This is a genomic window from Brevibacillus sp. B_LB10_24 (genome assembly GCF_046036945.1).
Lineage (GTDB): Bacteria > Bacillota > Bacilli > Brevibacillales > Brevibacillaceae > Brevibacillus_C.
Genome location: NZ_JBJQOQ010000023.1, coordinates 19,308 through 45,507 on the forward strand (window position 1 = coordinate 19,308; position 26,200 = coordinate 45,507).

At 52.0% G+C, this 26,200-nt stretch carries 25 protein-coding genes; 20 read left to right on the forward strand and 5 right to left on the reverse strand.

Annotated elements, in window-relative coordinates:
* Positions 1–70: 70 nt before the first annotated feature.
* Together ACI7RC_RS18910 and ACI7RC_RS18915 are read right to left on the reverse strand one after the other, a co-directional pair.
* Positions 71–850 carry a TrmB family transcriptional regulator gene (locus ACI7RC_RS18910; RefSeq protein ID WP_408109769.1) on the reverse strand — a complete coding sequence of 260 codons (780 nt, stop codon included), beginning with the start codon at positions 848–850 and terminating at the stop codon, positions 71–73.
* Between the two features lie 392 nt (positions 851–1,242).
* On the reverse strand, positions 1,243–2,505 hold the full coding sequence (locus tag ACI7RC_RS18915) for a copper amine oxidase N-terminal domain-containing protein (protein WP_408109770.1): 1,263 nt from the start codon (positions 2,503–2,505) through the stop codon (positions 1,243–1,245).
* A 176-nt stretch (positions 2,506–2,681) separates the two neighbouring features.
* Here ACI7RC_RS18915 and ACI7RC_RS18920 point away from each other — a divergent pair, with 176 nt between their 5' ends.
* From ACI7RC_RS18920 to ACI7RC_RS18950, 7 genes are all read left to right on the forward strand, one after another.
* A complete protein-coding gene (locus ACI7RC_RS18920) occupies positions 2,682–3,788 on the forward strand; it encodes an ABC transporter ATP-binding protein (protein WP_408109771.1) in 1,107 nt (368 codons plus the stop codon).
* On the forward strand, positions 3,778–4,578 hold the full coding sequence (locus tag ACI7RC_RS18925; protein WP_408109772.1) for an ABC transporter permease: 801 nt from the start codon (positions 3,778–3,780) through the stop codon (positions 4,576–4,578). The genes ACI7RC_RS18920 and ACI7RC_RS18925 overlap by 11 nt, the downstream gene beginning before the upstream one ends.
* Before the next feature lies 1 nt (position 4,579).
* The gene (locus ACI7RC_RS18930) at positions 4,580–5,383 is read left to right on the forward strand and encodes an ABC transporter permease (protein WP_408109773.1); all 804 of its coding nucleotides are present in this window, start codon (positions 4,580–4,582) and stop codon (positions 5,381–5,383) included.
* Entirely contained in the window at positions 5,380–6,453 is a 1,074-nt protein-coding gene (locus tag ACI7RC_RS18935) for an ABC transporter substrate-binding protein (RefSeq protein WP_408109774.1), read from the forward strand. The genes ACI7RC_RS18930 and ACI7RC_RS18935 overlap by 4 nt, the downstream gene beginning before the upstream one ends.
* 143 nt (positions 6,454–6,596) lie before the next feature.
* A complete protein-coding gene (locus ACI7RC_RS18940; RefSeq protein WP_408109775.1) occupies positions 6,597–6,830 on the forward strand; it encodes a hypothetical protein in 234 nt (77 codons plus the stop codon).
* 15 nt (positions 6,831–6,845) lie between these two features.
* Positions 6,846–7,931 (forward strand): GerAB/ArcD/ProY family transporter, encoded by a 1,086-nt coding sequence (locus ACI7RC_RS18945; RefSeq protein ID WP_408109776.1) that lies wholly within the window; start codon positions 6,846–6,848, stop codon positions 7,929–7,931.
* Positions 7,932–8,033: 102 nt separating this feature from the next.
* Positions 8,034–9,371: a polysaccharide deacetylase family protein gene (locus ACI7RC_RS18950; RefSeq protein ID WP_408109777.1), complete on the forward strand. Its 1,338-nt coding sequence runs from the start codon at positions 8,034–8,036 to the stop codon at positions 9,369–9,371.
* Positions 9,372–9,385: 14 nt separating this feature from the next.
* Here ACI7RC_RS18950 and ACI7RC_RS18955 read toward each other — a convergent pair whose 3' ends face one another.
* Together ACI7RC_RS18955 and lhgO are read right to left on the reverse strand one after the other, a co-directional pair.
* Positions 9,386–10,075, reverse strand: a complete 690-nt coding sequence (locus ACI7RC_RS18955) for a FadR/GntR family transcriptional regulator (protein ID WP_408109778.1) — start codon at positions 10,073–10,075, stop codon at positions 9,386–9,388.
* 19 nt (positions 10,076–10,094) lie between these two features.
* Positions 10,095–11,321 (reverse strand): L-2-hydroxyglutarate oxidase, encoded by a 1,227-nt coding sequence (lhgO, locus tag ACI7RC_RS18960; RefSeq protein WP_408109779.1) that lies wholly within the window; start codon positions 11,319–11,321, stop codon positions 10,095–10,097.
* Positions 11,322–11,550: 229 nt separating this feature from the next.
* Here lhgO and ACI7RC_RS18965 point away from each other — a divergent pair, with 229 nt between their 5' ends.
* From ACI7RC_RS18965 to ACI7RC_RS18995, 7 genes are all read left to right on the forward strand, one after another.
* Positions 11,551–12,510, forward strand: a complete 960-nt coding sequence (locus ACI7RC_RS18965) for a helix-turn-helix transcriptional regulator (RefSeq protein WP_408109780.1) — start codon at positions 11,551–11,553, stop codon at positions 12,508–12,510.
* Positions 12,511–12,598: 88 nt separating this feature from the next.
* Positions 12,599–13,105, forward strand: a complete 507-nt coding sequence (locus tag ACI7RC_RS18970; RefSeq protein ID WP_408109781.1) for a DinB family protein — start codon at positions 12,599–12,601, stop codon at positions 13,103–13,105.
* Between the two features lie 343 nt (positions 13,106–13,448).
* A complete protein-coding gene (locus ACI7RC_RS18975) occupies positions 13,449–14,465 on the forward strand; it encodes an NAD-dependent epimerase/dehydratase family protein (protein ID WP_408109782.1) in 1,017 nt (338 codons plus the stop codon).
* Position 14,466: 1 nt separating this feature from the next.
* The gene (locus ACI7RC_RS18980) at positions 14,467–15,531 is read left to right on the forward strand and encodes a dihydrodipicolinate synthase family protein (protein ID WP_408109783.1); all 1,065 of its coding nucleotides are present in this window, start codon (positions 14,467–14,469) and stop codon (positions 15,529–15,531) included.
* Between the two features lie 33 nt (positions 15,532–15,564).
* The gene (locus ACI7RC_RS18985) at positions 15,565–16,806 is read left to right on the forward strand and encodes an Nramp family divalent metal transporter (protein WP_408109784.1); all 1,242 of its coding nucleotides are present in this window, start codon (positions 15,565–15,567) and stop codon (positions 16,804–16,806) included.
* Positions 16,807–16,825: 19 nt separating this feature from the next.
* A complete protein-coding gene (locus ACI7RC_RS18990; RefSeq protein ID WP_408109785.1) occupies positions 16,826–18,151 on the forward strand; it encodes a GGDEF domain-containing protein in 1,326 nt (441 codons plus the stop codon).
* 10 nt (positions 18,152–18,161) lie between these two features.
* Complete coding sequence (locus ACI7RC_RS18995) at positions 18,162–19,073, forward strand: Gfo/Idh/MocA family protein (RefSeq protein WP_408109786.1); 912 nt, start codon at positions 18,162–18,164, stop codon at positions 19,071–19,073.
* A 57-nt stretch (positions 19,074–19,130) separates the two neighbouring features.
* On the opposite strand, the gene ACI7RC_RS19000 is transcribed toward ACI7RC_RS18995, so the two are convergent.
* Positions 19,131–19,385, reverse strand: coding sequence for an EamA family transporter (locus ACI7RC_RS19000; RefSeq protein WP_408109826.1), 255 nt, complete (start codon positions 19,383–19,385; stop codon positions 19,131–19,133).
* Between the two features lie 169 nt (positions 19,386–19,554).
* Here ACI7RC_RS19000 and ACI7RC_RS19005 point away from each other — a divergent pair, with 169 nt between their 5' ends.
* From ACI7RC_RS19005 to ACI7RC_RS19030, 6 genes are all read left to right on the forward strand, one after another.
* Complete coding sequence (locus tag ACI7RC_RS19005; protein ID WP_408109787.1) at positions 19,555–20,871, forward strand: transcriptional regulator; 1,317 nt, start codon at positions 19,555–19,557, stop codon at positions 20,869–20,871.
* 30 nt (positions 20,872–20,901) lie between these two features.
* Entirely contained in the window at positions 20,902–22,101 is a 1,200-nt protein-coding gene (locus ACI7RC_RS19010; protein WP_408109788.1) for a M20 metallopeptidase family protein, read from the forward strand.
* A gap of 64 nt (positions 22,102–22,165) precedes the next feature.
* Complete coding sequence (locus tag ACI7RC_RS19015; protein WP_408109789.1) at positions 22,166–23,263, forward strand: extracellular solute-binding protein; 1,098 nt, start codon at positions 22,166–22,168, stop codon at positions 23,261–23,263.
* A gap of 74 nt (positions 23,264–23,337) precedes the next feature.
* Positions 23,338–24,426: an ABC transporter ATP-binding protein gene (locus ACI7RC_RS19020; RefSeq protein ID WP_408109827.1), complete on the forward strand. Its 1,089-nt coding sequence runs from the start codon at positions 23,338–23,340 to the stop codon at positions 24,424–24,426.
* Positions 24,390–25,343 carry an ABC transporter permease gene (locus ACI7RC_RS19025; protein ID WP_408109790.1) on the forward strand — a complete coding sequence of 318 codons (954 nt, stop codon included), beginning with the start codon at positions 24,390–24,392 and terminating at the stop codon, positions 25,341–25,343. The genes ACI7RC_RS19020 and ACI7RC_RS19025 overlap by 37 nt, the downstream gene beginning before the upstream one ends.
* Complete coding sequence (locus tag ACI7RC_RS19030) at positions 25,344–26,138, forward strand: ABC transporter permease (protein WP_408109791.1); 795 nt, start codon at positions 25,344–25,346, stop codon at positions 26,136–26,138.
* Positions 26,139–26,200 lie beyond the last annotated feature (62 nt).

Genomic DNA, 26,200 nt, shown 5'->3' on the forward strand with positions numbered 1-26,200 from the left:
GGGATCGCCAAAAGTTAATAAGTCGTATTATTAAATACTACTAAAAATTGAGCGAAAACAAGGGGATAAGCTAGAACCTTTCCCTGTACTTCTCAATGATATTGTGATAACCGATTCCATACTTGCCGATCAGGTCGTCGCCGAAGTCACGTTCGACTCGTTCCATCACGACATCGTGGTAAAATGCGTTCTGCAACAGTTCGATGACCGCCGGATGATCCGTTTCCAGCGCCGAAAGCTTCAGTCCGGCTGTAAAGCTGCCGATCAGCGCATGTTTGGCATCACATAAAAGGGAAAACTTGCGCGATGCCATTTGCTGCCATTCTTCGCTGCGCTGGTGGACGACGACATCCTGCAGGGGAGTGTGGCTGTCACCGATGGTGATGATCGTGACGGCAACCCCGCGCTGCTGGGCTTCGAGCAGCGGTTGTTCGACCCAGTGCACATCCTCCGACCAGATATCTGCGATGATGTGCTGATCTGCATTGGCAATCAGCCGATGAATGGTCTTTTTCAACGGTTCTTCACCCTGCCAGGTGTAAAAAGAAGAGGAAGTCCGGGGGGGACTTTTCAGCTCTTGCAGCAGCTTTTGGGCAGTCTTTTCAAAATCGGATTTCAGCGCTCGAACCAATTGTTCAATCGGAACCGCATCGTACAGCACGGGATCTCCCTCGATCGCCCGGCAAATACCTTGTTCAGTCAGAGAGCGCAGCACTGCGTAAACATTGGTTCGTGACACGGATACCCGTTTCGCAACCTCATAACCGGAAAGGTTTGGTTCTTTATGAAGCGCCATGTAACACCTCGCTTCCAAATCCGACAAACCAATTTTACGAAGTTCATCGATCAAATCACGATCCTCCTTTCTTGATCATTAGTGGTATAACAGAATACTACTACATAAAATTTCTCTGTGTCAACACGGGAAAAGCGCATTTCAAAAAAGAAAGAGCCTCCTCCCGGGTCTCAATGCGGGGAGAAGCTCCTATTGGCGGATAGCGGAGAACAGCTTTCGTCTCCAAACGGACGCAACAGCTTTGTACATATACAAAACAGCAGCGCTGCTGATTCCCAGACGGGTTAGCAGCGCTCCATTTTCATTAGAGGGGGCAAGTTCAGATGTACCCTTGAGCGGATTTGGGGCGGGCACGGGTTGAAGCTGGAGGCGAACGAAGATCTGTCCGTCCAGATTCATCCGGATGACCCGTAAGCACAGGAGAGGGAGGGGATATAACAGGGAGCTTATGGACGGGGCTGTTGATCCAGTGCCGTCCAATTTTTGTAGTCGTGGACAGCGACTCCGGCAAAGCTGGCAAACCGTGAAAGCTGCCCCCTGACGATTTGCAATTCCCGCTCCATCGCATCTGTGTTCAAAGAGAAGAATGTCGTCCTTTCCCCTTCCGTGCTTTTTGCGGTATCCACTGCGACGATCACTTGCTTCTTCAAAGTAGAAGCTTCCTTTAAAATCGTATTCGCATTTTCGACAATCCCGTCATTCCCCAAGGCGAAATTCCGGTAATCCATGAGCACCAGACAGTCAAACTTCTCCAGCAGCCAGGCGCTCAACGTGTAGGTGGAGTCGGGAATTTTGATCTTGTGAACCCAGAACGGCACATCCAGCGTTACTTTCAGACCGGTCCCTTTGGTTTCGCTCTCGATGAAGCGCATGTTGTCCATCCAATGTTCGATCACCATTCGCTGGTTGTTCTTCCACTCGTCCAGCAAATAGGGCTCGATATCGAAGTGCAGCCCGACAAATCTCTCGTTGGCATCTGCGGATGCATTATACTGCTTCACCCAGGTCATGTAGTCCTTTATCTGGTCCTGACTGCTGGTAAAAACCCACCGGGGGGTGCCGATAAGGGCTTCTACCTTTATCTGCTGCGCGTCTGCACGGCTGATAAAGCTTTGATACGCCTTCGGATTCACATCCTTGTCGACGTGAAGGTAGATCGCGGTGATCGCGTTGTCACGGGCAAAACGGAAAAAGCTGTCTTGATCCGCTTCAATGATTTTCGTATTCCAGATCCAGGTGCCTTTTTCAGGGGCGGACGGAACCACTTCCGCATGCCCCGCCGTGGTTACGACAGCCAGATTTCGTTGCTCAACCCAGCTGACCTTGGCCCCGAAGACTTCACTGACAAAGCGCAGGGGTACCATGGTTCTCCCGTTCTTAAGTACTGCGGGGGCATCAAAGGACTTCTCTTTACCATTGACTTGCGCGCGGTTTTGGCCGATCGGCAGGAGTATCGTCTGGTCTTTGTATGTAAAGATCACTTGATTCAATTGTCCGTTCCACTGGACCCGGGCCCCCAGCTTCTCCGCGACAAATCTGGCCGGTACCATCGTGCGGCTGGAATGGGTGTCGAGGTACGGCAGTTCATCCGGGAATGACACGTATTGCCCATCCACGGCCACTTGGACGTAAGGAGCGGAGAGTGCGGGAACGAATAGAGCTGTGATGATGAGGATCGTCAAGACGACGATAAATGGCCATTTTCTCATTGATTGACTGCTCCAATCTTCGAGGATATCCTTCCATTTTAATACGTGAATGAGAAACAAACAAATCTCCCTGAAAATTTACGATTGCAGTTTTGCTGTTATCATTTATAATAATGAGGGTTTCATACATTCATCAGGGTGGAAGCACTTTATTATTCAACAAGGAGCAGGGCTAGATGAAAGAACATTCGATTATTCGCTTTGAGCACGTCACCAAGCGGTATGATAACGATCCGGCTGTCCTGGATGACGTGAGCTTTGAGATCGAGCGGGGCAAATTTTACACGCTGCTCGGACCTTCCGGATGCGGCAAAACGACGATTCTCCGTTTGATCGCCGGATTCACCGAACCGACTGAAGGCAATATCTATTTTAACGGCAAGCTGATCAACCACCTCCCGGCCAACCAGCGTCAGGTGAACACGGTGTTTCAGGATTACGCTTTGTTTCCTCATTTAAATGTGTTTGAAAATGTAGCCTTTGGCTTGCGAATAAAAAAATTGAAAAACGACGTGGTCAGCGCCAAGGTGAAGGAGGCCCTCCGCTTTGTCAATCTGGACGGCTACGAAAACCGGGAAATTACAGAAATGTCTGGAGGACAGCGCCAACGGGTAGCGATTGCCCGGGCGATCGTCAATGAACCGGAAGTGATACTGCTCGATGAGCCGCTGTCTGCGCTCGATTTGAAGCTCCGCACTGAAATGCAGTATGAGCTGCGCGAACTGCAGCGCCGTCTCGGCATCACCTTTATCTTCGTCACGCACGACCAGGAAGAAGCGCTTGCGATGTCGGACGAAATATTTGTGCTGCACAAAGGCAAAATCCAGCAGAGCGGAACCCCGACCGATATCTATGACGAGCCGATCAACCGTTTCGTTGCCGATTTTATCGGGGAGTCCAACATTATCCCGGGTAACATGATCAGAGATTTTCTGATCGAATTTACCGGCAAACAATTCGAATGTGTCGACCAAGGCTTTCATCCGGGCGAGCCGGTCGAGATCGTCATCCGTCCGGAGGATTTGGAGATTACCTCCCGCGACCAGGGCAAGCTTCAAGTACGCGTGGACTCGCAGCTATTCCGCGGCGTTCACTACGAGATTTGCTGTTACGATGAGGACGGGAACGAATGGCTTGTCCACTCTACCAAAAAAGTCACCGTCGGCGATGAAATCGGGCTGCGCTTTGATCCGGAAGCCATCCACGTGATGCGTTTCGGCGAAACGGAAGAAGAGTTCGACAAGCGCTTGGAAGCCTATCACGAGGTCGGCCATGCAAAATAAAACGCGCAACCTGTTTTTGATTCCGTATGTGTTCTGGATCCTGCTCTTCGTGATAGGGCCGATTCTGCTGGTTCTCTACTATTCTTTTTTTGATATAGAAGGACAGCTTACGCTGGGCAATTATTTCGATTTTTTTTCACCGGTCTATTTGAGAATGACGCTCAGTTCTTTTTGGTACGCTTTTCTCATTACGGCCTTTTCCCTGCTAATCGCTTATCCGACTGCGTATCTGCTGACGAAATTGAAGCACAAGCAGCTATGGCTGCTGCTGATCATTTTGCCGTCGTGGATTAACTTGCTGCTCAAGGCGTATGCTTTTCTGGGCATCTTCGGCACGTACGGACCGGCGAATGCCTTGCTGGAAGTGCTCGGAATTGGCACAAAACAAATCCTGTTTACCGACTTCAGCTTTTTATTTGTCTCTGTCTATATCTTCATACCGTTTATGGTTTTGCCCATCTACAATGCGCTCGAAAAGCTGAATCCGTCGCTCGTCGATGCGGCCCGGGATCTGGGCGCATCTAGCTGGACGACCTTTCGCCGCGTCATCTTCCCGCTGACGCTGGACGGGGTAAAGGCGGGCTGTCAGGCGGTTTTTATTCCGGCTCTGTCCTTGTTCATGATCACCCGGCTGATCGCAGGAAACCGCGTGATTACGCTTGGCACAGCGATTGAACAACACTTTCTCGTCACGCAGGATTGGGGGATGGGCTCCACAATTGCCGTCTTCTTGATCATTGCGATGGCGGTCTTCATGATTGCAACAGGAAATCGGAGGAGAGGAATGTAAGGTGGGAATCAAAGGGAAAATTGCAAATCTTTATCTAGTCGTCGTCTTTATCATCTTATATGCTCCGATTTTCTATTTGATGTATTACTCGTTCAACAGCGGCGGTGCCATGCACGATTTTGAGGGATTTACGCTGGAGTGGTACGAGGAAGTCTTTGCCGATACCCGCCTGTTGATCATCGTCTTAAATACGTTTGTGATCGCCCTCTTGTCGGCGGCAATCTCCACAATCTTAGGGGTGATAGGCGCGCTGGCAATCAACCAGGTCAAACGCCGGCAGGTAAAGCAGACGCTGTTGACACTGAACAACGTGCTGATCGTCAGCCCTGATGTGATCATCGGCGCTTCTTTCCTGATCCTGTTTACGATCATCGGGATTAAACTGGGATTTATCTCGGTCTTGTTGTCCCACATCGCGTTCAGTGTCCCAATCGTCGTACTCATGGTACTGCCAAAGCTGCAGGAGATGAGCTCGACTTTGATCGACGCCGCCCGCGACCTGGGAGCGAGCCGATGGGATGTATTGACAAAAGTGGTACTTCCATACATCACACCAGGCATTTTTGCCGGATTTTTTATGGCGCTCACCTATTCCCTGGATGACTTTGCTGTCACCTTTTTCGTGACGGGAAACGGCTTCTCTACGCTGTCGGTCGAAATTTATTCGCGGGCGCGGCAGGGGATTTCCCTGTCTGTCAATGCGCTCTCGTCGCTGCTCTTCTTGTTCACGATCGCACTCGTGATCGGTTACTACTTCATTAATCAGCGAAACAGCCGGCCGAAGGGAGTGGAGGTCAGAAAATGAAGCAGCTCGTTCGGATGTTCACAGCGGTTTTTCTCGTCGCATTCGTCCTGATATACGTGACCTTCCAGCTCAATTCGACCGAAGGGTACTCGAGCGGGAATACGCTGACGATATACAACTGGGGGGATTACATCGATCCCGACCTGCTTAAGCAGTTTGAACAGGAAACCGGCATCAAGGTCATTTACCAGACATTCGATTCGAATGAAGCGATGATGACGAAGATTGCGCAAGGGGGCACTACATTTGACGTGGCTATCCCTTCCGAATATGCGATCAGCAAAATGAAGGAAGAGAACCTGCTGCTGCCGATCGATCATTCCAAGCTTCCCAACCTGAAATACATCAATCCGCGCTTCTTAAACCTGTCGTTCGACAAAGAGAACGAGTACTCCGTACCGTACTTTTGGGGGACCGTCGGCATCGTCTACAACCCCAAGCTGCTCGGAGGCAAGGAGATTACGAGCTGGAATGACCTTTGGGACGAGGATTTGCGCAATCAGATTCTGCTTGTAGACGGCGCCCGCGAAGTGATCGGGATGGGCCTCAACAGTCTGCACTACTCGCTAAACGACACGAACGAAGCCCATCTGCAGGAAGCAAAAAACAAGCTGAATGCGCTCACGCCAAATGTCAAAGCGATCGTCGGGGACGAGATCAAGATGCTGCTCGCCAACGAAGAAGCGGCTGTCGGCGTCGTCTGGTCCGGTGACGCTTCGGAGATCATGAGCGAAAACGATGAGCTGGATTACGTCGTCCCAGAAGAGGGGTCCAATCTGTGGTTTGATAATATGGTGATTCCCAAAACGGCGAAAAACATCGAAGGAGCCCACGCATTTATCAACTTTATGCTCGATCCCGAGCATGCGGCCCAAAATGCCGAGTACGTCGGCTATTCCACGCCAAACGAAAAGGCTCTGGAGTACCTGCCGGAAGAAATCGCCGGCGACGAACGGTTTTACCCGGATCCAAGCGTAACTGACAAACTGGAGGTATACGATAACCTGGGCAAGCGGATGCTGGCCCATTACAATGAGCTGTTTCTGGAATTTAAAATGCATAAGAAATAAAAGATCAGGGACTGGTGGCTGCTCACCAGTCTTTGCTTTTTCCCGCGGAGCGTAACGAACAAACGGATTTCGAACAAGAACCCGGGTTATACTACAAAGCATGAAGAAAAATTCGCGGAAACTTTTGGGGAGCATCTTGCAGCATGTGGATAATCATCGGGATACTGGCAGCAGCCATCGCGATCGGATTTATCGAAGTCCCCTCTCTTTGGAAAAGCGGGCAGAAAAGGGAGTTGTGCGTTTTTTCCTTTTTACTCCTCATAGGCACCGGCTTGGGCATTGCCAAAACGTTGCAGATTCACATTCCCAACCCGCTTGATTGGATGGCTGTCATCTACAAACCGTTCAGCGATTTCCTTTTCGGAATTTTGAAGTAGGAAAGGGGGAAACCCATGCTTGAGAAAGCCAGAATATCTGCATGGCAATTTGCGGTTCTCGTCACGCTGTTTACCATAGGCAGCTCCATTCTCGTAGTGCCTGCCAGTTTGTCGGTGTTTGCCCATCAAGATGCCTGGATTGCGGCGCTCATCGGGGTGGGAGCAAGTCTGCTCCTGGTATGGCTGTACAGTGCGGTGGGAAACATCTGTCCGGGCAAGAGCCTGATGGAAATCAATGAAAAACTCTTGGGGAAATGGGCGGGGAAAACAGTCTCTTTTTTGCTCATCCTCAGTCTGTTTTTTGCCGGTGCCGCAACCGCTCTGTATTATGTCGGCTTTTTTCTCACGACACATGTCATGCCGCTAACTCCGGTGCACGCTCTGAATATCCTGTTTGTCGCTGTGATTGTTTTGGGAACTCGCCTGGGAATTGAGACCCTGGCTCGTTCTGCCGAAATCCTGTTTCCTTTCTTCGCCGTATTATTCGGAGCCATGGTTTTTTCTACCGTTCCGCAAATCCATTTTGAGTACCTGCAGCCCGTATTGGATAATGGCGTGAAACCGATCATAACGGCTGTCATCTCCTTTCTGAGCTTCGCTATTCTGCCCGATATCATCTTGCTGATGATCTTTCCTTACGTACATCAAGGTAACGCCGCTCGTAAGGCTTTCCTCTTTGGCAATCTGATTGGCGGACTCGTCTTGACGCTTATTGTGACGTTGAGCCTGCTGGTCCTTGGCCCTGATGTTTCGACGAGGCATCTGTTTCCCAGCTATGCATTGGCCAAAAAAATCAAAATCGGGGATTTTCTGCAGCGAATCGAAGCGATCGTAGCCATCATGTGGTTTATCACATTCTTCTTTCGATTGACGATTTACCTGTACGGGATCGCTGTAGCTGCGGCGCAAATTCTAGAACTGAATAATTACCGCCCCCTCGTCCCTCCTCTGGGGATGATTCTGGTCGTCTTCTCCCTGGTGATATTCCCCAATGTACCCTACGAACAAAATTGGGATACGAAAACCTGGATACCGTACATATTTTCCGTTGGGCTGTTCCTTCCGCTGTTCCTGCTCGGGATCGCAAAATTTCGCAAGTGACCCGAGTGCAGGCCCGGTCTTTTTTTCATGAAAGCTCTAACCGAGAAATATCTTTTGTGTTAGAGGGGTTAGATAAACAACATCGCAGGGGGAAGGGGTATCATGGAGAAAGTGCTGTGGATATCTTTGTTCCTGTTATGCGCGTATTGCTTGATTCCTGGAGTCATGTCGCTCGTTTTCGGCTTCGGTGTGTTTCGCAAGGCTCGTGCTCGCCGCGAAGTTGCTTTTACCTTTGATGACGGACCCGACCCGGACTATACGCCGCAGTTATTGGACCTCCTTGGCAAATACAAGATCAAAGCCACTTTTTTCGTGCTCGGCTCAAAAGCAGAAAAGCATGCCGAGCTGATTCACCGCATCCATCGAGAAGGGCATTTAATCGGGATTCACAACTACGTACACCAGCCAAATTGGCTGCTCGCTCCCTGGAAAGTCCGCAGACAAATAAACCGCTCCGTTGAGATTGTCGAGCGGATTACTGGCGAAAGACCGATCTATTACCGTCCGCCATGGGGGCTGCTGACGCTGCTTGACTTTCGCTTGCGCAGACAGTTTCGCATGGTGCTGTGGTCGACGATGGCGAGGGATTGGAAAAGCAAGGGAAGCCTTGCTGTAAAAAAAAGGCTGTTGAAAAGGATAAGGGGAGGAGCCGTCATCCTTTTGCATGACAGCGGCACCACATGGGGAGCGGATCGCGATGCTCCGCAGTATACCATAGAGGCGTTAGAGGAGGTCTTTCAAGAGATCTCCCTGCAAGACAATCAATGTGTGAGAGTTGACGAGATGATGCAGCTGCATGAACAGGGGAGGGAGACACAGGTACATATGGGCAAGCGCTTGCTGCTTTTTGCGTGGATGAAGTGGGAGAAAGCATTTCACCTGGTTTTCCGGGTGAAGCCCATTGATGTGCAGAACCGTTTTTTACACGTCAGAGTCCGGGTCTATCGGGGAGAGACGATTCGATTGTCCGATGGAGAGGAGATTCGCAGGGGAGACCGGATCGTGGAGCTTCATTTTGACAATGGCTTGCTGTACGCGATGGCAACGGGTTCCCAATCGCCGGTACAGCTCGCCATCAAAATGATCCGCGCAACCGAACAGGTCATGCCGAAAATACTGTACTACATCCTTCAGCATCCAAGCTTTCCCGATATCAAAGGCGTATATGGAGTTTCCCTGATCCATCGCGGGGCAAAAAAATTTGGATTTACCTTAGGGGAATTGCCGAAGGGGATCCTCTCCTTTTTTACCAGGATGTACCTGCGAATGCTCCTGCTTGTGCTTCATCCATCGGGAAAACAGCGCCTGCAAACCAATGCCCGTCAATTGATCCCCAAGACGATCGCGATGTCGACGAAAGAACTGCTGCGAAGGTACAGCAGGGAGATAGAGAATCCTTCGGGTGTCGAGCAGGATTGTTCCCTATCCCCATCCAGTTGAAGCTGGCATGCGGCTTAGTACAGCAATTTTTTTTCCACATTTTTCAGGTGAATAACCGTTTGTACCCTGGCCAGTTCAGGCTCCTGCGCTTCGATTGCCAAAAAAATGCTTTCATGCTCCTTGAAGACGATATGCCGCTTCCGCACCAGCCCGATGTTCTGCTGCAAGGTGAGTGACAAGGCTTTTTTGTACAGGGAGGAAAGGCTCTCAAAGGTGTCGATCAGGATGGGATTGCCGGTCGCCAGTATCATGGTACGGTGAAATTCGAAATCAGCTTCCTGCCCCGTTCGATCCTCACTGGTAAAATCGCTTGCCAGCCACTCCAGTACTTCACGCATGCGTTCCAATTCTTCAGATGTCCGCCTCAAGGCAGCAAGAGCGGCTGCTTCCGGCTCAAGGATTTTCCTCATCTCAAATAAATGCCGGATCATTTCCATGTCGGCGTGCTGGAGGGAGAAATGCTGGATGAGCGGGGAGGGGAGAACATCCTCGACGTAACTGCCTCCCCCTTGTTTGGAGGTGACCACGCCCAGGGCCTGCAGCACGCTTAACGCTTCGCGGATCGGAACGCGGCTGACTCCAAACAATCCGGCCAATTCAAGCTCTGTAGGCAGCTTGGACCCCGGGGGGAATTGGTTCGACTCAATCATGGCCAGCAGTTCGCGCGTAATTTTTTGCGAGATTTTCTCTTTCTTTTGCATCATCTGCCTGCCTCTCTTCCGCTTAACGGGTAAGCTGTAATATTGGCGCATGGTTCGGTTCCGGAACTTGCCCGGCGATCGAACGTCCGATAGAGAGAGAGGCTGTCGCCGCCGGTGATGGAGCATTCAGGATATGGATAGAGCGTTTGCTGGAGACGATGAGAAAATCGTCGACCAATTTGCCGTCATGGGTGAGCGCTTGTGCCCGCACACCGTTTTCCGAGGGGACCAAATCCTCTGCTTGCACTTCGGGGATCAACCTTTGCAGACTTCTCACAAACACGGTTTTGCTGAAGGAACGGACGATCTCCTTCCAGCCTTCTCCGAGGTTTTGGCGGGCGATTTTCCAGAAGGCCGGATACATCATGACTTCGGTAAAGTCTTTCCAATCAAAATCCGTTTTGCGATAGCCTTCCCGCTTCAGGCTTAAGACAGCGTTCGGACCGGCGTGTACGTGCCCGTCGATCATCCGGGTAAAGTGCACGCCCAGGAACGGAAAATGGGGATTGGGGACGGGATAGATCAGGTGTTTGACGAGATATTGCTTCTCCGGTTTCAATTCGTAGTATTCTCCGCGGAAGGGGACGATCTTCATCTTCGTCTGCAGGCCCTGAATGGCCGCAATCCTGTCGCAGTGCAGGCCCGCGCAATTGATCAGGTAGCGGGTACGGTAAATTTTTCCACTGCATTCCACTTCGATCGCATCTGTTCCTTCGTTGATCTGCTCCGCCTTCGTCCCAAGGAAAATATCGCCTCCCTTTTCTTGGATCACTTTGGCAAATGCTTGGGCTACCTGTTTGTAATTCACGATGCCAGCATCTTTTACGTGAATGGCTTGCAAGCCAGAGGCATGGGGCTCGATTTCCCGCAGCTGCTCCTGGTTGATCAGGGACAGGGAAATGCCGTTCTCCCGCCCGCGGTTGTACAGGTTCTGCAGCAGCGGCAGCTCGCTTTGCTCCGTTGCTACGATGACTTTGCCGCACATTTCATAGGGAATCTCATGCTGTGTGCAGAAGGCGCGAAGCAATTCTCCTCCCTCTCTGGAAAAGCGCGCTTTTAAGCTTCCCGGCTTGTAATAAATCCCTGAGTGAATCACGCCGCTGTTATGTCCGGTTTGATGGAAGGCGAGTACAGGTTCTTTTTCAAGAATGGCAACTTTGGCCGCCGGGTATTTTTGCAGCAGGGAGTAGCCGGTGGAAAGTCCGACGATTCCGCCGCCAATGATGAGGTAATCGTATTGAATCGTCACGCTCTTCATTCCTTTTCAAAAATAGAATTTGTAATACAAGTATAACAGCGACGACCGATAAATCCAATAGAAATGCAAAATCGTCTTACAACTTTTGTGAGGGAGGCTCAGCAGAAGAGGCGGTGATTGAATCTTTTTACCATTGCCAATACAATAAGTATCAGAGGAGACTGCCTGAGGAGGAAAGGGGCAGAGGCAATTTGAAGCATATGGGAAGGGATTTCGGTGAATGGCAAAAGCTGATAACATGTTATCCATTTTATGGTTACTCAAACAAAGAAAGCGAATGACCGCGAGTGAGATCGCCGACGAGCTGGAGATAAACGTCCGTACGGTTTACCGCTATATTGACGCGTTGTGCGCCAGCGGCGTTCCGATCGTGTCCGATTCCGGTCACAATGGCGGATACAGTTTGCTCCATCACTTTGCGGAAGCCCCGCTGGTTTTTGACCTGGAGGAACAAAAAGCGATTATGCATGCCGCCACCTTTGCCAAGGAGGCAGGCTATCCCTTTAGCGATGCCTTGACTCGTGCCGTCACGAAGCTGAAGATGTACGCCAACCAAGAACAATTAAACCAAATCAACCGGCACACGATGGGATTTGACGTCATCCAGCCCCCGGTTCGTACGGAGTTGGAAGCTACCCTAAAGGAACTCGAAGTGTCAGTAGCAAATGGCCGTACGCTGCAAATGGCTTACCAGCGAGGATGCGAACCAGCCAAAACACGCCGGATTGATCCTTACGGGTTGGTTTACTGGAAACAGAGATGGTATGTGATGGCGTACTGTCACCTTCGCGGGGAAGTGCGCAGCTTTCGGGTGGACCGCATCCAGGAGCTGTGCCGGACAGACTCTACCTTTGAGCGACCAGCAGAGTTTTCGGCCAGGCGCGATTTCCTGAAAAACTTGTTGCCGGATCCAGACAACCCGGAACAGCTCATTTCGATCCGGATACAAGGCAGGCAACAGGCCTTGAACGATCTATGCGAGCATTGGCTGCTCGGACATGCCCTGGTGGAGCGCTCTTTGGAGCATGCCCACTTTCGTTTGGAGGAGCAGGCCATCCGCACTTTTCTGCCTTACTTTCTGATGCCATATGGCAAGGCGATACAAGTGCTGGAACCGCCACTGCTGAAAGAAAGACTAGTGGCCGTTGCTTCTGAGCTGCTGCAATACTATCAGAATTGAACTTTCCTGACCGCGGCTGTCAGGGAAGGCAGGTTATAATGAGGGTGAGGATGTCCGAGAACATGTCTAAGTGAAAGGGGATATTTTGATGAAGCACAACGCGCTTGAGTTGTATGATTACCACCTCTGGGCCAACCAAAAAGTATTTCAGCACCTAAAGGAATTGCCGCAAGAAGTCCTTCACCAAGAGATCCAAAGCGTGTTTCCCACGCTGTTTGCTGCGCTCGTCCATATATACCGGGTGGAAAACGTTTGGCTCCTGGGCATGTCGAGTGCCAGCTACGAGGAGATCGTCGCTGTAAACAACCGCATCACAGAGGAGACCGAAGGCAAGAGTCTGGAGGAAATCGAGCAGTTGTTTGCCGGGATCGCCGATCGGTACCAATCGTTTTTCGCTGATAAGGATTTGGATGCCGTCAAAGCGTATCCGCACCCTCAATTCGGAACGCTGATGGCCAGCTATGCCGACATCATCCAGCACTTGGTCAATCATGGAACGTATCACCGCGGGAACATAACCGCGATGCTGCGGCAGCTGGGGTATGCAGGCGTTCCGACTGACTATGTGTTTTACTTGTATGAGAGAAATTCGTAAGCCGCACCCTGGGGATGGCGACAAAATCCGTTCTTCACTATTGGGGCACAAGAGCTCGCCACCGGGCGTCTCCTTTTCCGAAGTGGACAATTACATCTGAGTGCTCGGGGCTTACGCGATGAAAAAAAGGAAAAGAAGCACAGCTTGGTTCGATTGGGTAGCGTTTGGCAAGGCAATGGGTTCGATCATTTGACGATCGGACCTTTTTTATTTGCGAACAAGCGGACCAGCCTCTGAATTCTAGACGCTTTATAGACTTGTCTCCAAGCAGACCGCCCACATAAAATAGACCTACATCAATTGTTGTTAGACTGTTTTGAAAAAAACGTTTGGAGGAGCAGAGATGAAGACGATTGAGGAACTTGAGCTGAAGATGACAGAACCATCCGAACGATTGATTGACATGATGACCCACTTGGACGGCGATATCGTCATTCTGGGAGTCGGAGGAAAAATGGGGCCGAGTCTGGCCAAGCTGGCAAAACGGGCGATCGAACGGGCGGGGGTGACGAAACGTGTGTTCGGCGTTTCCCGCTTTTCCGACAGAGGGCTGCAAGCCGAGCTGGAGGCGAACGGCATTGAGACGATTGCCGCCGACCTGCTTGACGAGGAACAGCTCAACCAGCTGCCAGCCGTAAAGAATGTCGTTTTTATGGCGGGCCATAAGTTTGGAACCATTGGCAAAGAGCCGTTTACCTGGGCCATGAACACGTATCTGCCCGGCCGAGTGGCAGAAAAGTTTTCCGATTCTCGAATCGTTTCGTTTTCAACCGGCAATTTGTATCCGCTGTCACCGCTGCAAAAAGGCGGCCCTTCTGAGGAGGCATCGGTTGAGCCGATCGGGGAGTATGCCCAGTCCTGCCTGGGCAGGGAACGGATCTTCACCTATTTTTCGCAAAAACTGAATATACCAATGCTTCACTTCCGGCTGAACTACGCCATTGACATGCGTTACGGCGTTTTGCTGGAAATTGCCAAGGCTGTGTTTGAACAGCGTCCGCTTGATCTTGGCATGGGTCACGTCAACGTCATTTGGCAGGGAGACGCCAACGAGATGGCCCTCCGCTGCCTGGCGCTTTGCAGCACACCGCCGCGGGTGTTGAATGTAACGGGGCCCGAAACGGCTTCCGTTCGCTGGCTGGCAGGACAGTTCGCCGACAGGTTTGGAGTTGAACCCGTGTTTGTCAACCAAGAACAGGAGACCGCGCTGCTCAGCAATGCGGCCAAGGCCCATCAACTTCTCGGTTATCCGCGCGTCTCGCTGGGACAGATGATTGACTGGACGGCAGAGTGGGTGGCCGCAGGAGGAATAACGATTGACAAGCCGACGCACTTCCAGGAGCGAAAGGGGGAATTTTGACATGGTCTGCGAACTGCGTCCTGCCGTCTACAAGCGCCTGCATGAAGGAGTGGTTATCCCGGCCCATCCGCTGGCACTCGACGCCTCCCGCCGGTTGGACGAACATCGGCAGCGGGCATTGACGCGCTACTACCTCGCATCAGGCGCTGGCGGCGTGGCTGTCGGCGTCCACACGACACAATTTGAGATCAGGGACAAGGAGATCAACCTGTTGGAACCTGTTCTGAGGATGGCGGCAGAAGAAGTTGAGCGGGCCGGAGCAGATGGTTCCTTTATCAAGGTGGCCGGGATCTGCGGGCCGACGGATCAGGCGCTGGCCGAAGCGGAGCTGGCGGTAAAGCTGGGTTATGATCTGGGACTTGTCAGCATGGGCGGACTGCATGGTTGGACGGAGTCTGAGCTGCTTCACAGGGTGGAGGAAATCGCCAAGGTCATTCCCGTTTTCGGGTTCTACCTCCAGCCTTCCGTAGGAGGAAGACCGCTCAGCTACTCGTTTTGGCGGGAGTTTGCCGAAATTCCCGGCGTCATGGCGATCAAGATGGCGCCTTTTAACCGCTATCAGACGCTCGATGTCGCAAGAGCGGTCTGCCATTCCAGCCGTGTGGAGCAAATTGCCCTCTACACCGGCAATGACGACAATATCGTCGCGGATCTGCTGACCACTTTTCGGTTTCTGGTAAATGGGAAACCGGTAGAGAAGAGCATCGTCGGCGGATTGCTTGGCCACTGGGCCGTGTGGACGGGAAAAGCCGTCGAACTGCTAGAGCGGATCAAAGCCGCGAAAAAAAGCGGTGCGGGGGTGCATGAACTGCTTCAAGAGGGCGTGATGGTTACAGACGCCAACGCCGCATTCTTTGATCCGGCGCATGAATTTCACGGCTGCATCGCCGGGATACATGAGGTGCTCAGGCGGCAGGGCTTGCTTGCGGGGCGCTGGTGCCTCAATCCAGAGGAAGATCTTTCGCCAGGCCAAATGGAGGAGATCGACCGCGTGTACTGCGAATATCCGCAGTTGAACGACGATGAATTCGTCAAACGACACTTGGAGAAATGGCTTTCTGATTAATCATCCAGTGACTTAAGAGAGGGGATGCTTCTCATGGAACAGCCGCAAGTGAAATCCAATTCACCCGTGCACATGCAGAAATCAGCGAAATCGTGGATCACCTCACTGGGGCCGGCCATCATCACGGCCGCCCTGGTCGTCGGCCCCGGCAGTGTGACACTTACTTCTAAGATGGGGGCCATGTACGGTTACAATATGCTCTGGGTCGTCGTCATTTCCGTCTTGTTCATGATGGCTTTTACCGAAATGAGCGCCAGAATCGGCATGGCGACAAGGCAATCTCTGCTGGCCACGATCAGGCAAAAATGGGGAAAGGCGGCCGCAATCGTCATGGGCTTGAGTTGTTTTCTGGTCACTTCCACCTTTCAGGGAGCAAATGTGATCGGCGCCGGTGTGGCTCTGTCCAGTTTGACGGGCATTTCGACAAAGGCATGGGGAGTCATTTTTACGCTCTTGGCCATTTCATTATTATTCTTCCGCAATTTTTACCGAATTCTTGAAAAGTTGATGCTGGTTCTGGTGGCCATCATGCTGTTCTCGTTTTTATGTACCGTCATCATGGTAAAACCAAGCCTGGGCGGCATTCTCTCCGGACTTGTCCCGCAAGTGCCAACCGGTTCTGCCATGCTGATCGTCGGCCTGGTTGCCACCACCTTCACAGTCGTCGGTGCCCTCTACCAATCGTATCTCGTGCAGGAGAAAGGATGGACGGCTGCCAACGTGCAGGAAGGCTCGCGTGAGAGTTACGCGGGTATCATCCTGCTCGGACTGATCTCTGCTCTGATCATGATTAGCGCAGCTGCGGTGCTGAAGCCGCAAGGGATCGAGGTAAATACGGCGACAGACATGGGCAAGGCGCTGGAGCCGCTATTCGGGAACGGAGCAACTATCATCTTCATGATCGGTCTGTGGGGCGCGGCATTTTCATCCTTAACGGGAAACGCGGCTATCGGCGGGGTGATGCTGGCAGATTCACTCGGTTTTGGCAGCCAATTGAGCAGCAAGTCGGTCCGCTACTTTATTATGGCCGTGATGGTGCTTGGGGGCATCGTTGCACTCGTGTTCGGGAAAGTCCCGGTGCAGCTGATCCTGGTCACACAGCCTGTCACGATCATCGTCGTCCCTTTGATCGGACTGGCCCTGTTTGCCCTGGCCAACGACAAGCAAATCATGGGTGACCTGAAAAATACGCCGATCAAGAACGTGATTACCGCATTGGCGCTCATTTTTCTCGTGATCCTCGCCGGAAAGACAGTGAAGGACCTGTTCTTTTAACAGTAAGGGGGTGGATCGGATGCATAATTCGATCAAGATTGGCGTAATTGGCCCTCCGGCCATTGTAGAGGTGATCCGTGAAACCCTCAGATCGTTTCCCAACTTTTCCCCGGTCATCCGGGCATCCAATCGGATCGGGGATGCCCCCGTCTTCGCTGCGGAAATCATGGGACAGGTGGAAGTCCTGCTTTTTTCCGGCTATTACCCGTACAAAATAGCGAAGGAACAGGTGTCTTTCACCGTCCCCGTACACTATATCCCGCTGACCGGAACCGGCCTCTACCGCTCTTTATTCCGCATGTACCGATCCGGCAAGATCGGGGGATTGTCCATCGACCTGCTGGCAAACCAAGCGGTGGAGAAGGTGTTGGCAGAGTTAGGCGTACCCGCTTCGGGCATGCACTACTACGACGGTGTTCCCTATCGCCTGGAGGACATGATCCAGTTCCACCTGCAAACGTATCAACAAGGAAAAAGCGCCGGAGCGCTGACTGGCGTGAAGGCAGTAGCGGATGAATTGACCCGCCGGAACGTCCCCAACGAGTGGGTAATCCCGACGGCCCAGGACATTTCTGTCTCTTTGGAACGCGCCTTGCTCTCGACCGAGAAACGGCGCAACAAGGAGTCGCAGATCGTCTTTGGCCTGATCCAGATTGATGATTACAACCAGCTGTTAGAGCGCAGCCATTCGGAACATGACGTTCAGAAAGTAAAGCTGGAAATTCATCGGCTGTTCTTGGACTACGCCGGCTGCCTGGATGGCCACCTGACCAGCCTCGGAGGGGACGAGTACATGTTTGTGACGACGCGGGGGATTTTTGAGCGGGAGACGAGGGGATACAAATTCATCCCGATTCTGATCGACGCGAAAAGGTCGCTGGGCGTTTCGCTAAGCATCGGCATCGGCTTCGGCCAGACGGCGAACGAAGCGGGCACGCATGCCAGATTGGCATTGCGCCAAGCGAAAGAATTTGGCGGCGACATCTGTTTTATCGTTCGCGAAGATCGCAGCGTCATCGGACCGGTAGAAATGGCCCATCCGATGGTGTACGAGCTGTCGGTGACAGACGAGGAGCTGCTCATGCGGGCGGAGAAAGCGGGGATGACTGCCTCTTACATGAGCAAGCTGATGGCCCAAGTCTCGCGCTTGGGAAAAATGGAGTACACTGCCCAGGAACTGGCCTCAATCCTCGGGGTCACGCTGCGCAGTTCCCATCGGATTCTGCTTCAGTGGCTCGACGCTGAACTGGTGGAGATCGTCGGTGTTGAGAAGATCTCATCCAAAGGTAGACCGCGCCAGGTATATCGGCTCAGCTTTGTCGACGAACTAGAAAAGGTCAGATAGGAGGGAGCATGTGAACAGGAAACTTGAACTTCAGATCGGGATGATCGGCCTGGACACGTCACATTGCGAAGCCTTCACAGAAATCATCCAGGATCACAGCCATCCCTATCACGTTCCAGGCGGGAGAGTAACGGTGGCCTATCCGGGCGGATCGCCTGATTTCCCCTTGAGCGCAACACGAGTCGGCACGATCACGCATGCGCTGCAAGAGAGGTTCGGAGTTCGCATCGCAGATTCGATCGCGGAGGTGGCGGAGCAAGCGGATGCCATACTGCTGACCTCGGTCGACGGCCGCATCCATCTGCAGCAGTTTGCTGCTGTCGCCTCTTTTGGCAAACCGGTGTTTATCGATAAGCCGTTGGCAGTCAGTTTCGCTGAAGCGCTGCGGATCTTTGAACTGGCGCGTCGGCATCGCGTACCGGTGATGAGTTGTTCGTCCCTTCGCTTTGCCGACGGGTTGGTCAATGCCATGCAGCGGCAGGAGAATGGCCCCATTACCGGTGCGTACTGTTTCGGTCCCATGCCGCTTCAGCCGGCACTCCCTGGGCTTTTTTGGTATGGAATCCACACGGTCGAAATGCTGTTTGCCGTCTTGGGAAAAGACTGCGTCAATGCAACTGCTGTGAGCAGCGAAGAGGGCGACGTGATCACGGGTCTTTGGGCAGATGGACGTTTGGGTGTCATCCGGGGCGACCGCACGTGGAACAAGGCATTTGGCGCTGTCATCCACCATCGGGATACGGTGCAGTTTATCGACGTGCAGGCCGACGTGAAGCCTTACTACGCCTGTCTCATCGAGCATGTCATGCGCTTTTTTCACAGCGGGCAATCTCCGGTGGACCGTATGGAGACACTGGCGATCATGCGTTTTATAGAAGCGGCAAACGAAAGCCGGCAGACGGGGCGGACCGTGATGCTTTAGTCATCACTAACTCTTCGCATGATGCCTTGGATCTTTTTGATCGGAAGGTTGCCGATGTTACCTTCGCTTTAACCATATATAGGAAAGAAAAGCGACAACGAACGGATTGGCTGTGACAAATAAATAAAATAAACCTGCCGAAACATCATGCAATGCCCAAAAGGTGGCTCCTAAATAAATCGTTGTATTGAATAAACCTAATAGAATGAGAGGACGCCATTCCTTGGATTTCAGCCAAGGATATTTTTTTCGTTGAAAAATTCTTTTTTCCCTCTCCCAAAACGCCGGGCGAACCAGCCTCAGCCCAACTATTTTTCATACCCTTGCGATTGATAGGATAATTTTAAACTGACCCAATTGACAAAATATTTCCCATGGTATAAACTTGTCTTTGTCATTATTAAACGACCATATAACGTCATGTCGCTTAATTGATTAGTTCGTTTGCGCCGTATTCTGCGGATATTCAGGAGGATAATTCATGGTCATACGCCTAGCTGCATTTGGTTCTTTCCATTTAATAAAACGGATTCTTCAATATCAAGAGACTCTGCCGCAAATAGAAATCATCCCATACATCTACTCCAAACCGGAAGAGAGCCCGCAGCTTGTAAAAGAGGCTGCCGATTGCGACGTCCTGTTTTTTACGGGTCCGGTTCCGTATTTCTTCGCCGAAGAAGAGATTGCCCAAAAAGGGCTGCCGGCTGTGTACATCCCATTTGACGAGTACATGTTCGTGCTCTCGTTATTCCATATTCGCTATCATCTGGACCAGCACTCCATGCGCCTCTCGATTGACCTGCCAAACGCAGATCATGCCATAAAAGTGTTTGAAGAGCTGAACATCGATCCGGCACCGGTTTATGTTTGCGACTACAGGCTGGGAATGCACGGGGAGGAGAGAGGGTTTGATACGAATGAACTGGTCAAATTTCATTTTGACCTGTGGCAATCAGGGAAAATTGACATCGTGTTGACCAGTATCCAAGCGGTTCATCTCGAGCTGCAAAAATTAGGGGTGAACTCCTTTCGCATGTTGTTCCCCGAAAAAAACATCAAGTACGCTCTCGAAGATGCGATGGCACGCGGGGAACTCATGATCAGCAAAAGCTCGCAAATCTGTGTGGGATTCGTCTCGATTGACCAGTTTGAAAACGACAGCAAGTCAGGGTTGGACTACGCTGATAAGGAGGTGATTTTAAAACTGCACCAGCTGTTGCTGGAGTTCGGGAAGAGCATCAATGCATCCATCCAGTATCTGGGCCAAAATCAATTTATTATCTACGGAACCAGGGGCAGCATCAATCACATCACCAATCACAGCAGCGAGATGCCGATATTGTCTGAGATCAAAACAAAGCTGGGCATCACTGTCAGCATGGGATTCGGCTACGGCCTGACGGCGAATGAAGCAGAGCAGAATGCGCAAATTGCGCTGTTTCACGCCAGGAAATCATCCGGATCCGCCTATATCGTCACCGAAAAGAAAGTGGTCATCGGCCCGCTGCAGGATGAACCGCAGAGCTTTTCGCTCAGAAGCGATGACCAGAAGCTGCTTGCTATCTCGGAAAAAACAGGCATCAGTGTCGCGACGATCAGTAAAATTTCCGAGTTTTACAAGTTGAAACGCTTTGCCAGTTTTACCGCAAATGAGCTGGCCGATTACCTGCAAGTCGGGCGCAGGAGCGGGGAGCGGACGATCAAGAAACTGTTGGAAGAAAATTATGCCCAGGTCACAGGGGAAGAACAGCCTTATCAAAAAGGCAGACCGCGTTCGCTGTACAAACTCACGTTTTAGATGCCAAAAATGACGGGGGGGAGTGGGAACATGGAACCACTGAACGGAACAGCCTTGGAAGAATATGTGATTCAACTAAGAAGAGACTTTCACAGAAACCCGGAACTGGGAGGTGAGGAAGAAAGGACCTCCGCGATCGTGCAACAGGAGCTCGCGAAGCTGGAGATTCCCTCTGAAGCCGGATTCGCGAAGACGGGGGTCCTCGGAGTCATTGAGGGTGAATCGCCAGGGCCCACTGTCGCCCTGCGCGCCGATATGGATGCCCTGCCTATCCACGAGCGGGCAAAACACGATTACATATCCGTCGTTCCGGGCAAGATGCATGCCTGCGGACACGACGCCCATACCGCTATGCTGCTTGGCGCAGCCCACTACATCATGGGCAGACGCAAGGAATTGAACGGAAGAGTCCTGCTTGTTTTTCAGCCTGCCGAAGAGGTTTCACCCATCGGCGGGGCGCAGCCGATGATGGAGCAGGGTGTTTTCGACAAATATGTACCGGATGTGATGTTTGCCCAGCATGTTTGGCCCAAACTGCCGGTGGGTCAATTTGGCGTCAAACCGGGTTACGTGATGGGGGCATCCGACAAATTCCAGATCACGATTACTGGCAGCGGCGGACACGCCAGTATGCCGCACCAGAGTGTAGACGTGATCATGGCGGTCAACCAGGTTATCAGCGGGATCCAGACGATCGTCAGCCGAAATGTTGATCCGCTGAAGCAAGCGGTGGTGACGATTGGCCTGGTCCAGTCCGGTTACCGGTACAATGTCATCGCCGATACGGCTTATCTGGAGGGGACGGTCCGAACCTTTGACCCGGCGGTGCGAGCGCAGATCGAAAAACGTTTAGGAGAAATCGTCGCCTATTCCTGCCAAGCCATGGGAGCAAAATCTGAGTTGACGTACACCCGCGGTTACCCGTGTACAGTTAATGACGAGAACACGGCCGCCTTCGTCAAGCGGACGATCATCGGCTTGCATGGATCCGAGAGTTGTCCTGACATCGAGCCCAGTTTGGCCGGCGAAGATTTTGCTAGATTTTTAGAAAAGTACAAGGGCGTCTACTATTGGCTTGGGGTAGGCGGAGACAAGGGGGATTTTCCCGCCTTGCACGACCCTGCTTTTGACCTCGATGAACGCGCCTTGAAAATCGGTTACACAACGATGGGCAACGTCGCACTCGCTTACTGCCAGCGCGTAGCGCAAGCACTGCCGCCGATCCGTTGACGCTGCGGGTGTCAGAGGGTTCGCGATCAATCAAATACATAAAAAGTGTACAGGGGGAAAAGCGATGAAAAGATTTGTCAGTACCTTGCTTGTTTTTTCAGTGGCAGCACTTGCGGGATGTGGAGTACCTGCACCTTCCGAACCAGGAAAAGAACAAAAATCTTCGGGAGGAGCCGCCCGGGAAATTACCGTTGCCGGTAACGGCGGTGTCATCGAGAAGACGATCCGCGACGAGATTGGCCCCAAGTTTACGGAGAAAACAGGAATCAAGGTCAATTACCTGGCCGGTCTGTCTGGTGAAATTTTATCAAAGGTAGAACTTCAGAAGAATGCGCCGCAAATTGATCTGACTTTGTATGTGCCGCTGGATGTTCAACGGGCATCGCAAAAAGGCCTGGCCGAAACGTTGGATGATACGATCATCCCTAATATTTCTCAGGTAGATGATCGCTACACTGCTTTTGAGAAAGTCGGGGTCCCCGTGTTTGGGTATGTAATCGCCCCTGCTTACAACACGAAATCGTTCGAGGCGAACGGCATCGCCCCGATCGCTTCCTGGAACGACTTGATCCGCCCGGAATACAAGGGCAAAACAGCCTATGCCGACATCACGAACGACAACGGATTTACGATTCTGTACAATCTGGCAACGGCAAATGGCGGCAGCCTGGACGATATGGAACCGGGTATCGCAAAAGCGAAGGAGCTGGCCGCTTACTCCGACACTTTTTATAAGAATTCGACCCAGATTAGACCGGCACTGCAGCAGGGGGCAGCCGACGTCACTGTGATGTCCAGTGCGGATATCGCTCAGGTAGCTGTTTCCGGCGTGCCGTTGAAACTCGTCATTCCCAAAGAGGGAGCTCCGATGCAGGCGATGAACGCAACGGTTGTAAAAAACACGCCGCGAAAGAGTGAAGCGGAGGAATTTCTCAATTACCTGCTGAGCGAAGAGGCTCAGCTCCAGGTTGCCGAAAGCGGTTTTTACTCCGTGTTGAAGGGAGCAAAAGTTCCGGAGAAATACGCATCTGTCACCAGCCTGAACGAGAGTGATCCCCTGTTTAAACCCGACTTTGCGAAGCTGTCCGAAATCCGCGCAGCGATGACGGACCGTTGGGCCAAAGAAGTGACGCCAGAGCTCGGGAAGAAGGTCAAACCGTAACATTCCTCGTTAAAAACGATTTGCGAAAGGGAGGTTCGTGTCATTTGGCTCCTACACATAATGAAACGGTCAGCATGCCAGATGTAGAGATTCGCGGGGCTTATAAAAAATTTGGTTCGAATGTAGTTCTCAACGGCATCGACCTCGATATCCAGCAAGGTGAGCTGCTCACGTTGCTGGGCCCTTCGGGGTGCGGCAAAACCACAACCTTAAACGTGATCGCAGGATTTCTCGATATCGATCAGGGCGAAGTCTACATCAAAGGAAAGAAGATGAACAAGGTGCCTCCCTATAAGCGGGATTTAGGCATGGTCTTTCAAACCTATTCGCTCTTTCCCCACATGACCGTCTATGAAAATCTCAATTTCGGACTTTCCCTGCACAAGGTAGAAAAAGCGGAGCGGAAGCGGCGGATCGCCTATGCCATGGAATTGGTTAAAATGGTTGGACTGGAAGGGCGCTACCCGCGAGAGATGTCGGGAGGACAGCGGCAGCGAGTCGCGATCGCACGCGCACTTGTCGTCCAGCCCAAATTGCTCCTCCTGGATGAGCCGCTGAGCAATCTCGATGCAAAATTGCGCCATGAACTGCGGATCGAAATCAAACGCCTGCAAAAAGAACTGGGCGTGACCACGATCTTCGTCACGCATGACCAAGAGGAAGCGCTCTCTCTATCTGATCGCATCGTCGTGATGAACAAGGGAAACATCGAGCAAATCGGCACTCCCGGCGAAATCTATCAGCATCCAAAAACGGAATTCGTCTTCCACTTTATTGGGAAATCAACTCGTATGGATGGGGTAGTCAAGTCCATCGATCGCCAGTCTATCCAAGTTCAAACCCAAACGGGCTTGCAAGTTTCAGCCGATCCCAACAACATCATGGGTGAAGACCGCCGCCTGCAGGCAGGGGATGAGGTAAAACTGTACATCCGACCGGAAAAAATCAGCCTGCACATGGCAGCAGATCAGCCGAGTCTTGACAACGCTCACAAGGGAATGATTACACAAATGAATTATTTGGGCTCGGCGTGGGAAGTCGAAGTTTCGCTATCAGGGGAGGCGATCCAGTCACTATGCCCCGCGGTTAATCCTGCGTGGTCGGTTGGAAGCGAGGTGTATGCGGGATGGCAATCGCCAGACATGATGTTGATCAAGAAGTGACGCCACTTGTGCAGCAGTCGCCCAATCTGGACGAGCAGCCTGCGCCGGCGCGCAGAAAGTGGCTCAAGCACCTGCCGGCCCTTCTGCTCCTGTCGCCACTGCTTCTGTTTATTGTCGGATTTTTCGTCGTCCCGATGCTGTATATCTTGTATTTAAGCTTTATCGACACAGATGGGTTGGATACAGCGGGTGCCGTTTACAGTTTGCAAAATTACATCCAGTTTTTTACAGATACATACTACTTGTCTTCGCTGTGGTTGACGATCAAAATCAGCCTGTATACGGTGGTCGTCTGCTTGTTGCTCGGTTATCCTGTCGCTTTGACGATGGCCAAATGTTCCCCTCGCATACGAGGTTACATCGCGCTTATTGTCGCTTCACCCTTGTTGGTCAGTATCATCGTGCGAAATTTTGGATGGTTTTTGCTGCTGCTGCCAAACGGAGTCGTCAACACGCTGCTCGTCTCCCTGGACCTCATCAGCTCTCCGATCAAGTTTCTCTTCTCACAGACAGGGGTTGTGATCGGGTTGTCCAATGCCTATTTGCCGTTTATGATCCTGTCGATCGCGACGAGCTTGTACAATATCGATCCATCGCTTGAAAAGGCCGGGGCGATCTTGGGTGCCGGGCCGATCCGTTCGTTTTTGTCGATTACGTTTCCCCTTACGCTGCCGGGGATTGTCTCGGGAACGGTCCTTGTCTTCAGCTTATCCATGAGCGCTTACGTCACGCCAGCCTTAATGGGCGGGGCAAACGTACCGATGCTGCCCGTGGTTGCCTATGACCAGATCCTCAACCTGCTTCGGTGGACGTACGGTTCGGCCATCTCTTACGTCCTGCTCGCTATCACAATGGTGCTTGTTACGATCTTTACCCGCTTGATGGAGACCGGACGTTTCAAGGAGGTGTTCCGTTAAATGCGAGTGCTGGGAAAATTGAGATTGTTGGTAACCGTTCTATCCTTGCTCTACATCCTGATCCCGATACTCGTCACGATTCCGGCCTCTTTTACTGCGGAGAGTTATCCGAGTTTTCCGCCTAAGGGATTTTCGCTGGAGTGGTATGTCAAGCTGCTTGACCGGCCTGAATTTATCAGCGCTTTTTGGGTGAGTGTCAAATTCGGCTTGTTGACGGCGCTCTTCTCTGTGGTGTTAGGGACATTGGCTTCTGTTGCGCTGGCCAAATACGAGCTGCCCGGAAAGTCGTACCTGATCTCATTTCTGACCGCGCCGCTGACGGTACCGCAGATCGTACTTGGCGTAGCCCTGTTGATCTACCTCACACCTGTGGCGCTGGCCGGGACGTCTACGGGCTTGTTAATCGCTCACATTACGATTAGCGTTCCTTACGTCATGCGGTTTGTCCTGACCGGATTGAGCGGCTTTGATTACACGCTGGAGCGAGCGGGCATGATCCTCGGCGCCAATCCGCTGCAAGTATTTTGGCGGATCACCATGCCGCTGATCCGGCCGGCGATCCTGTCCGGTGCGCTGTTTTCCTTTTTGACCTCGTTTGACAATGTGACGGTATCGCTGTTTATGGTCTCGACGGGGATGCGCACCTTGCCGATCGAACTTTTCTCGCACATGCAAGACGCGTATGATCCACTCGTGGCTTCCGTATCCAGCGTAGTGATTTTTATCTCGGTCATCATCATACTCATCCTGGAGAAAATCCACGGGGTAGGGCGTTTGTTTGGCAGCTCGCAGTAATAAAGCGGGTAACGCAAGGAACATCGCATACAACCAAAACAAAGCATAGAGCAAAAAGAGGT

Bases quoted from the DNA above. Each gene is read 5' to 3' on its own strand.
- ACI7RC_RS18915 (WP_408109770.1), bottom strand. From the start codon at position 2,505: ATGAGAAAATGGCCATTTATCGTCGTCTTGACGATCCTCATCATCACA.
- ACI7RC_RS18920 (WP_408109771.1), top strand. From the start codon at position 2,682: ATGAAAGAACATTCGATTATTCGCTTTGAGCACGTCACCAAGCGGTAT.
- ACI7RC_RS18925 (WP_408109772.1), top strand. From the start codon at position 3,778: ATGCAAAATAAAACGCGCAACCTGTTTTTGATTCCGTATGTGTTCTGG.
- ACI7RC_RS18935 (WP_408109774.1), top strand. From the start codon at position 5,380: ATGAAGCAGCTCGTTCGGATGTTCACAGCGGTTTTTCTCGTCGCATTC.
- ACI7RC_RS18940 (WP_408109775.1), top strand. From the start codon at position 6,597: ATGTGGATAATCATCGGGATACTGGCAGCAGCCATCGCGATCGGATTT.
- ACI7RC_RS18945 (WP_408109776.1), top strand. From the start codon at position 6,846: ATGCTTGAGAAAGCCAGAATATCTGCATGGCAATTTGCGGTTCTCGTC.
- ACI7RC_RS18950 (WP_408109777.1), top strand. From the start codon at position 8,034: ATGGAGAAAGTGCTGTGGATATCTTTGTTCCTGTTATGCGCGTATTGC.
- ACI7RC_RS18955 (WP_408109778.1), bottom strand. From the start codon at position 10,075: ATGATGCAAAAGAAAGAGAAAATCTCGCAAAAAATTACGCGCGAACTG.
- ACI7RC_RS18965 (WP_408109780.1), top strand. From the start codon at position 11,551: ATGGCAAAAGCTGATAACATGTTATCCATTTTATGGTTACTCAAACAA.
- ACI7RC_RS18970 (WP_408109781.1), top strand. From the start codon at position 12,599: ATGAAGCACAACGCGCTTGAGTTGTATGATTACCACCTCTGGGCCAAC.
- ACI7RC_RS18975 (WP_408109782.1), top strand. From the start codon at position 13,449: ATGAAGACGATTGAGGAACTTGAGCTGAAGATGACAGAACCATCCGAA.
- ACI7RC_RS18980 (WP_408109783.1), top strand. From the start codon at position 14,467: ATGGTCTGCGAACTGCGTCCTGCCGTCTACAAGCGCCTGCATGAAGGA.
- ACI7RC_RS18985 (WP_408109784.1), top strand. From the start codon at position 15,565: ATGGAACAGCCGCAAGTGAAATCCAATTCACCCGTGCACATGCAGAAA.
- ACI7RC_RS18990 (WP_408109785.1), top strand. From the start codon at position 16,826: ATGCATAATTCGATCAAGATTGGCGTAATTGGCCCTCCGGCCATTGTA.
- ACI7RC_RS19005 (WP_408109787.1), top strand. From the start codon at position 19,555: ATGGTCATACGCCTAGCTGCATTTGGTTCTTTCCATTTAATAAAACGG.
- ACI7RC_RS19010 (WP_408109788.1), top strand. From the start codon at position 20,902: ATGGAACCACTGAACGGAACAGCCTTGGAAGAATATGTGATTCAACTA.
- ACI7RC_RS19015 (WP_408109789.1), top strand. From the start codon at position 22,166: ATGAAAAGATTTGTCAGTACCTTGCTTGTTTTTTCAGTGGCAGCACTT.
- ACI7RC_RS19020 (WP_408109827.1), top strand. From the start codon at position 23,338: ATGCCAGATGTAGAGATTCGCGGGGCTTATAAAAAATTTGGTTCGAAT.
- ACI7RC_RS19025 (WP_408109790.1), top strand. From the start codon at position 24,390: ATGGCAATCGCCAGACATGATGTTGATCAAGAAGTGACGCCACTTGTG.
- ACI7RC_RS19030 (WP_408109791.1), top strand. From the start codon at position 25,344: ATGCGAGTGCTGGGAAAATTGAGATTGTTGGTAACCGTTCTATCCTTG.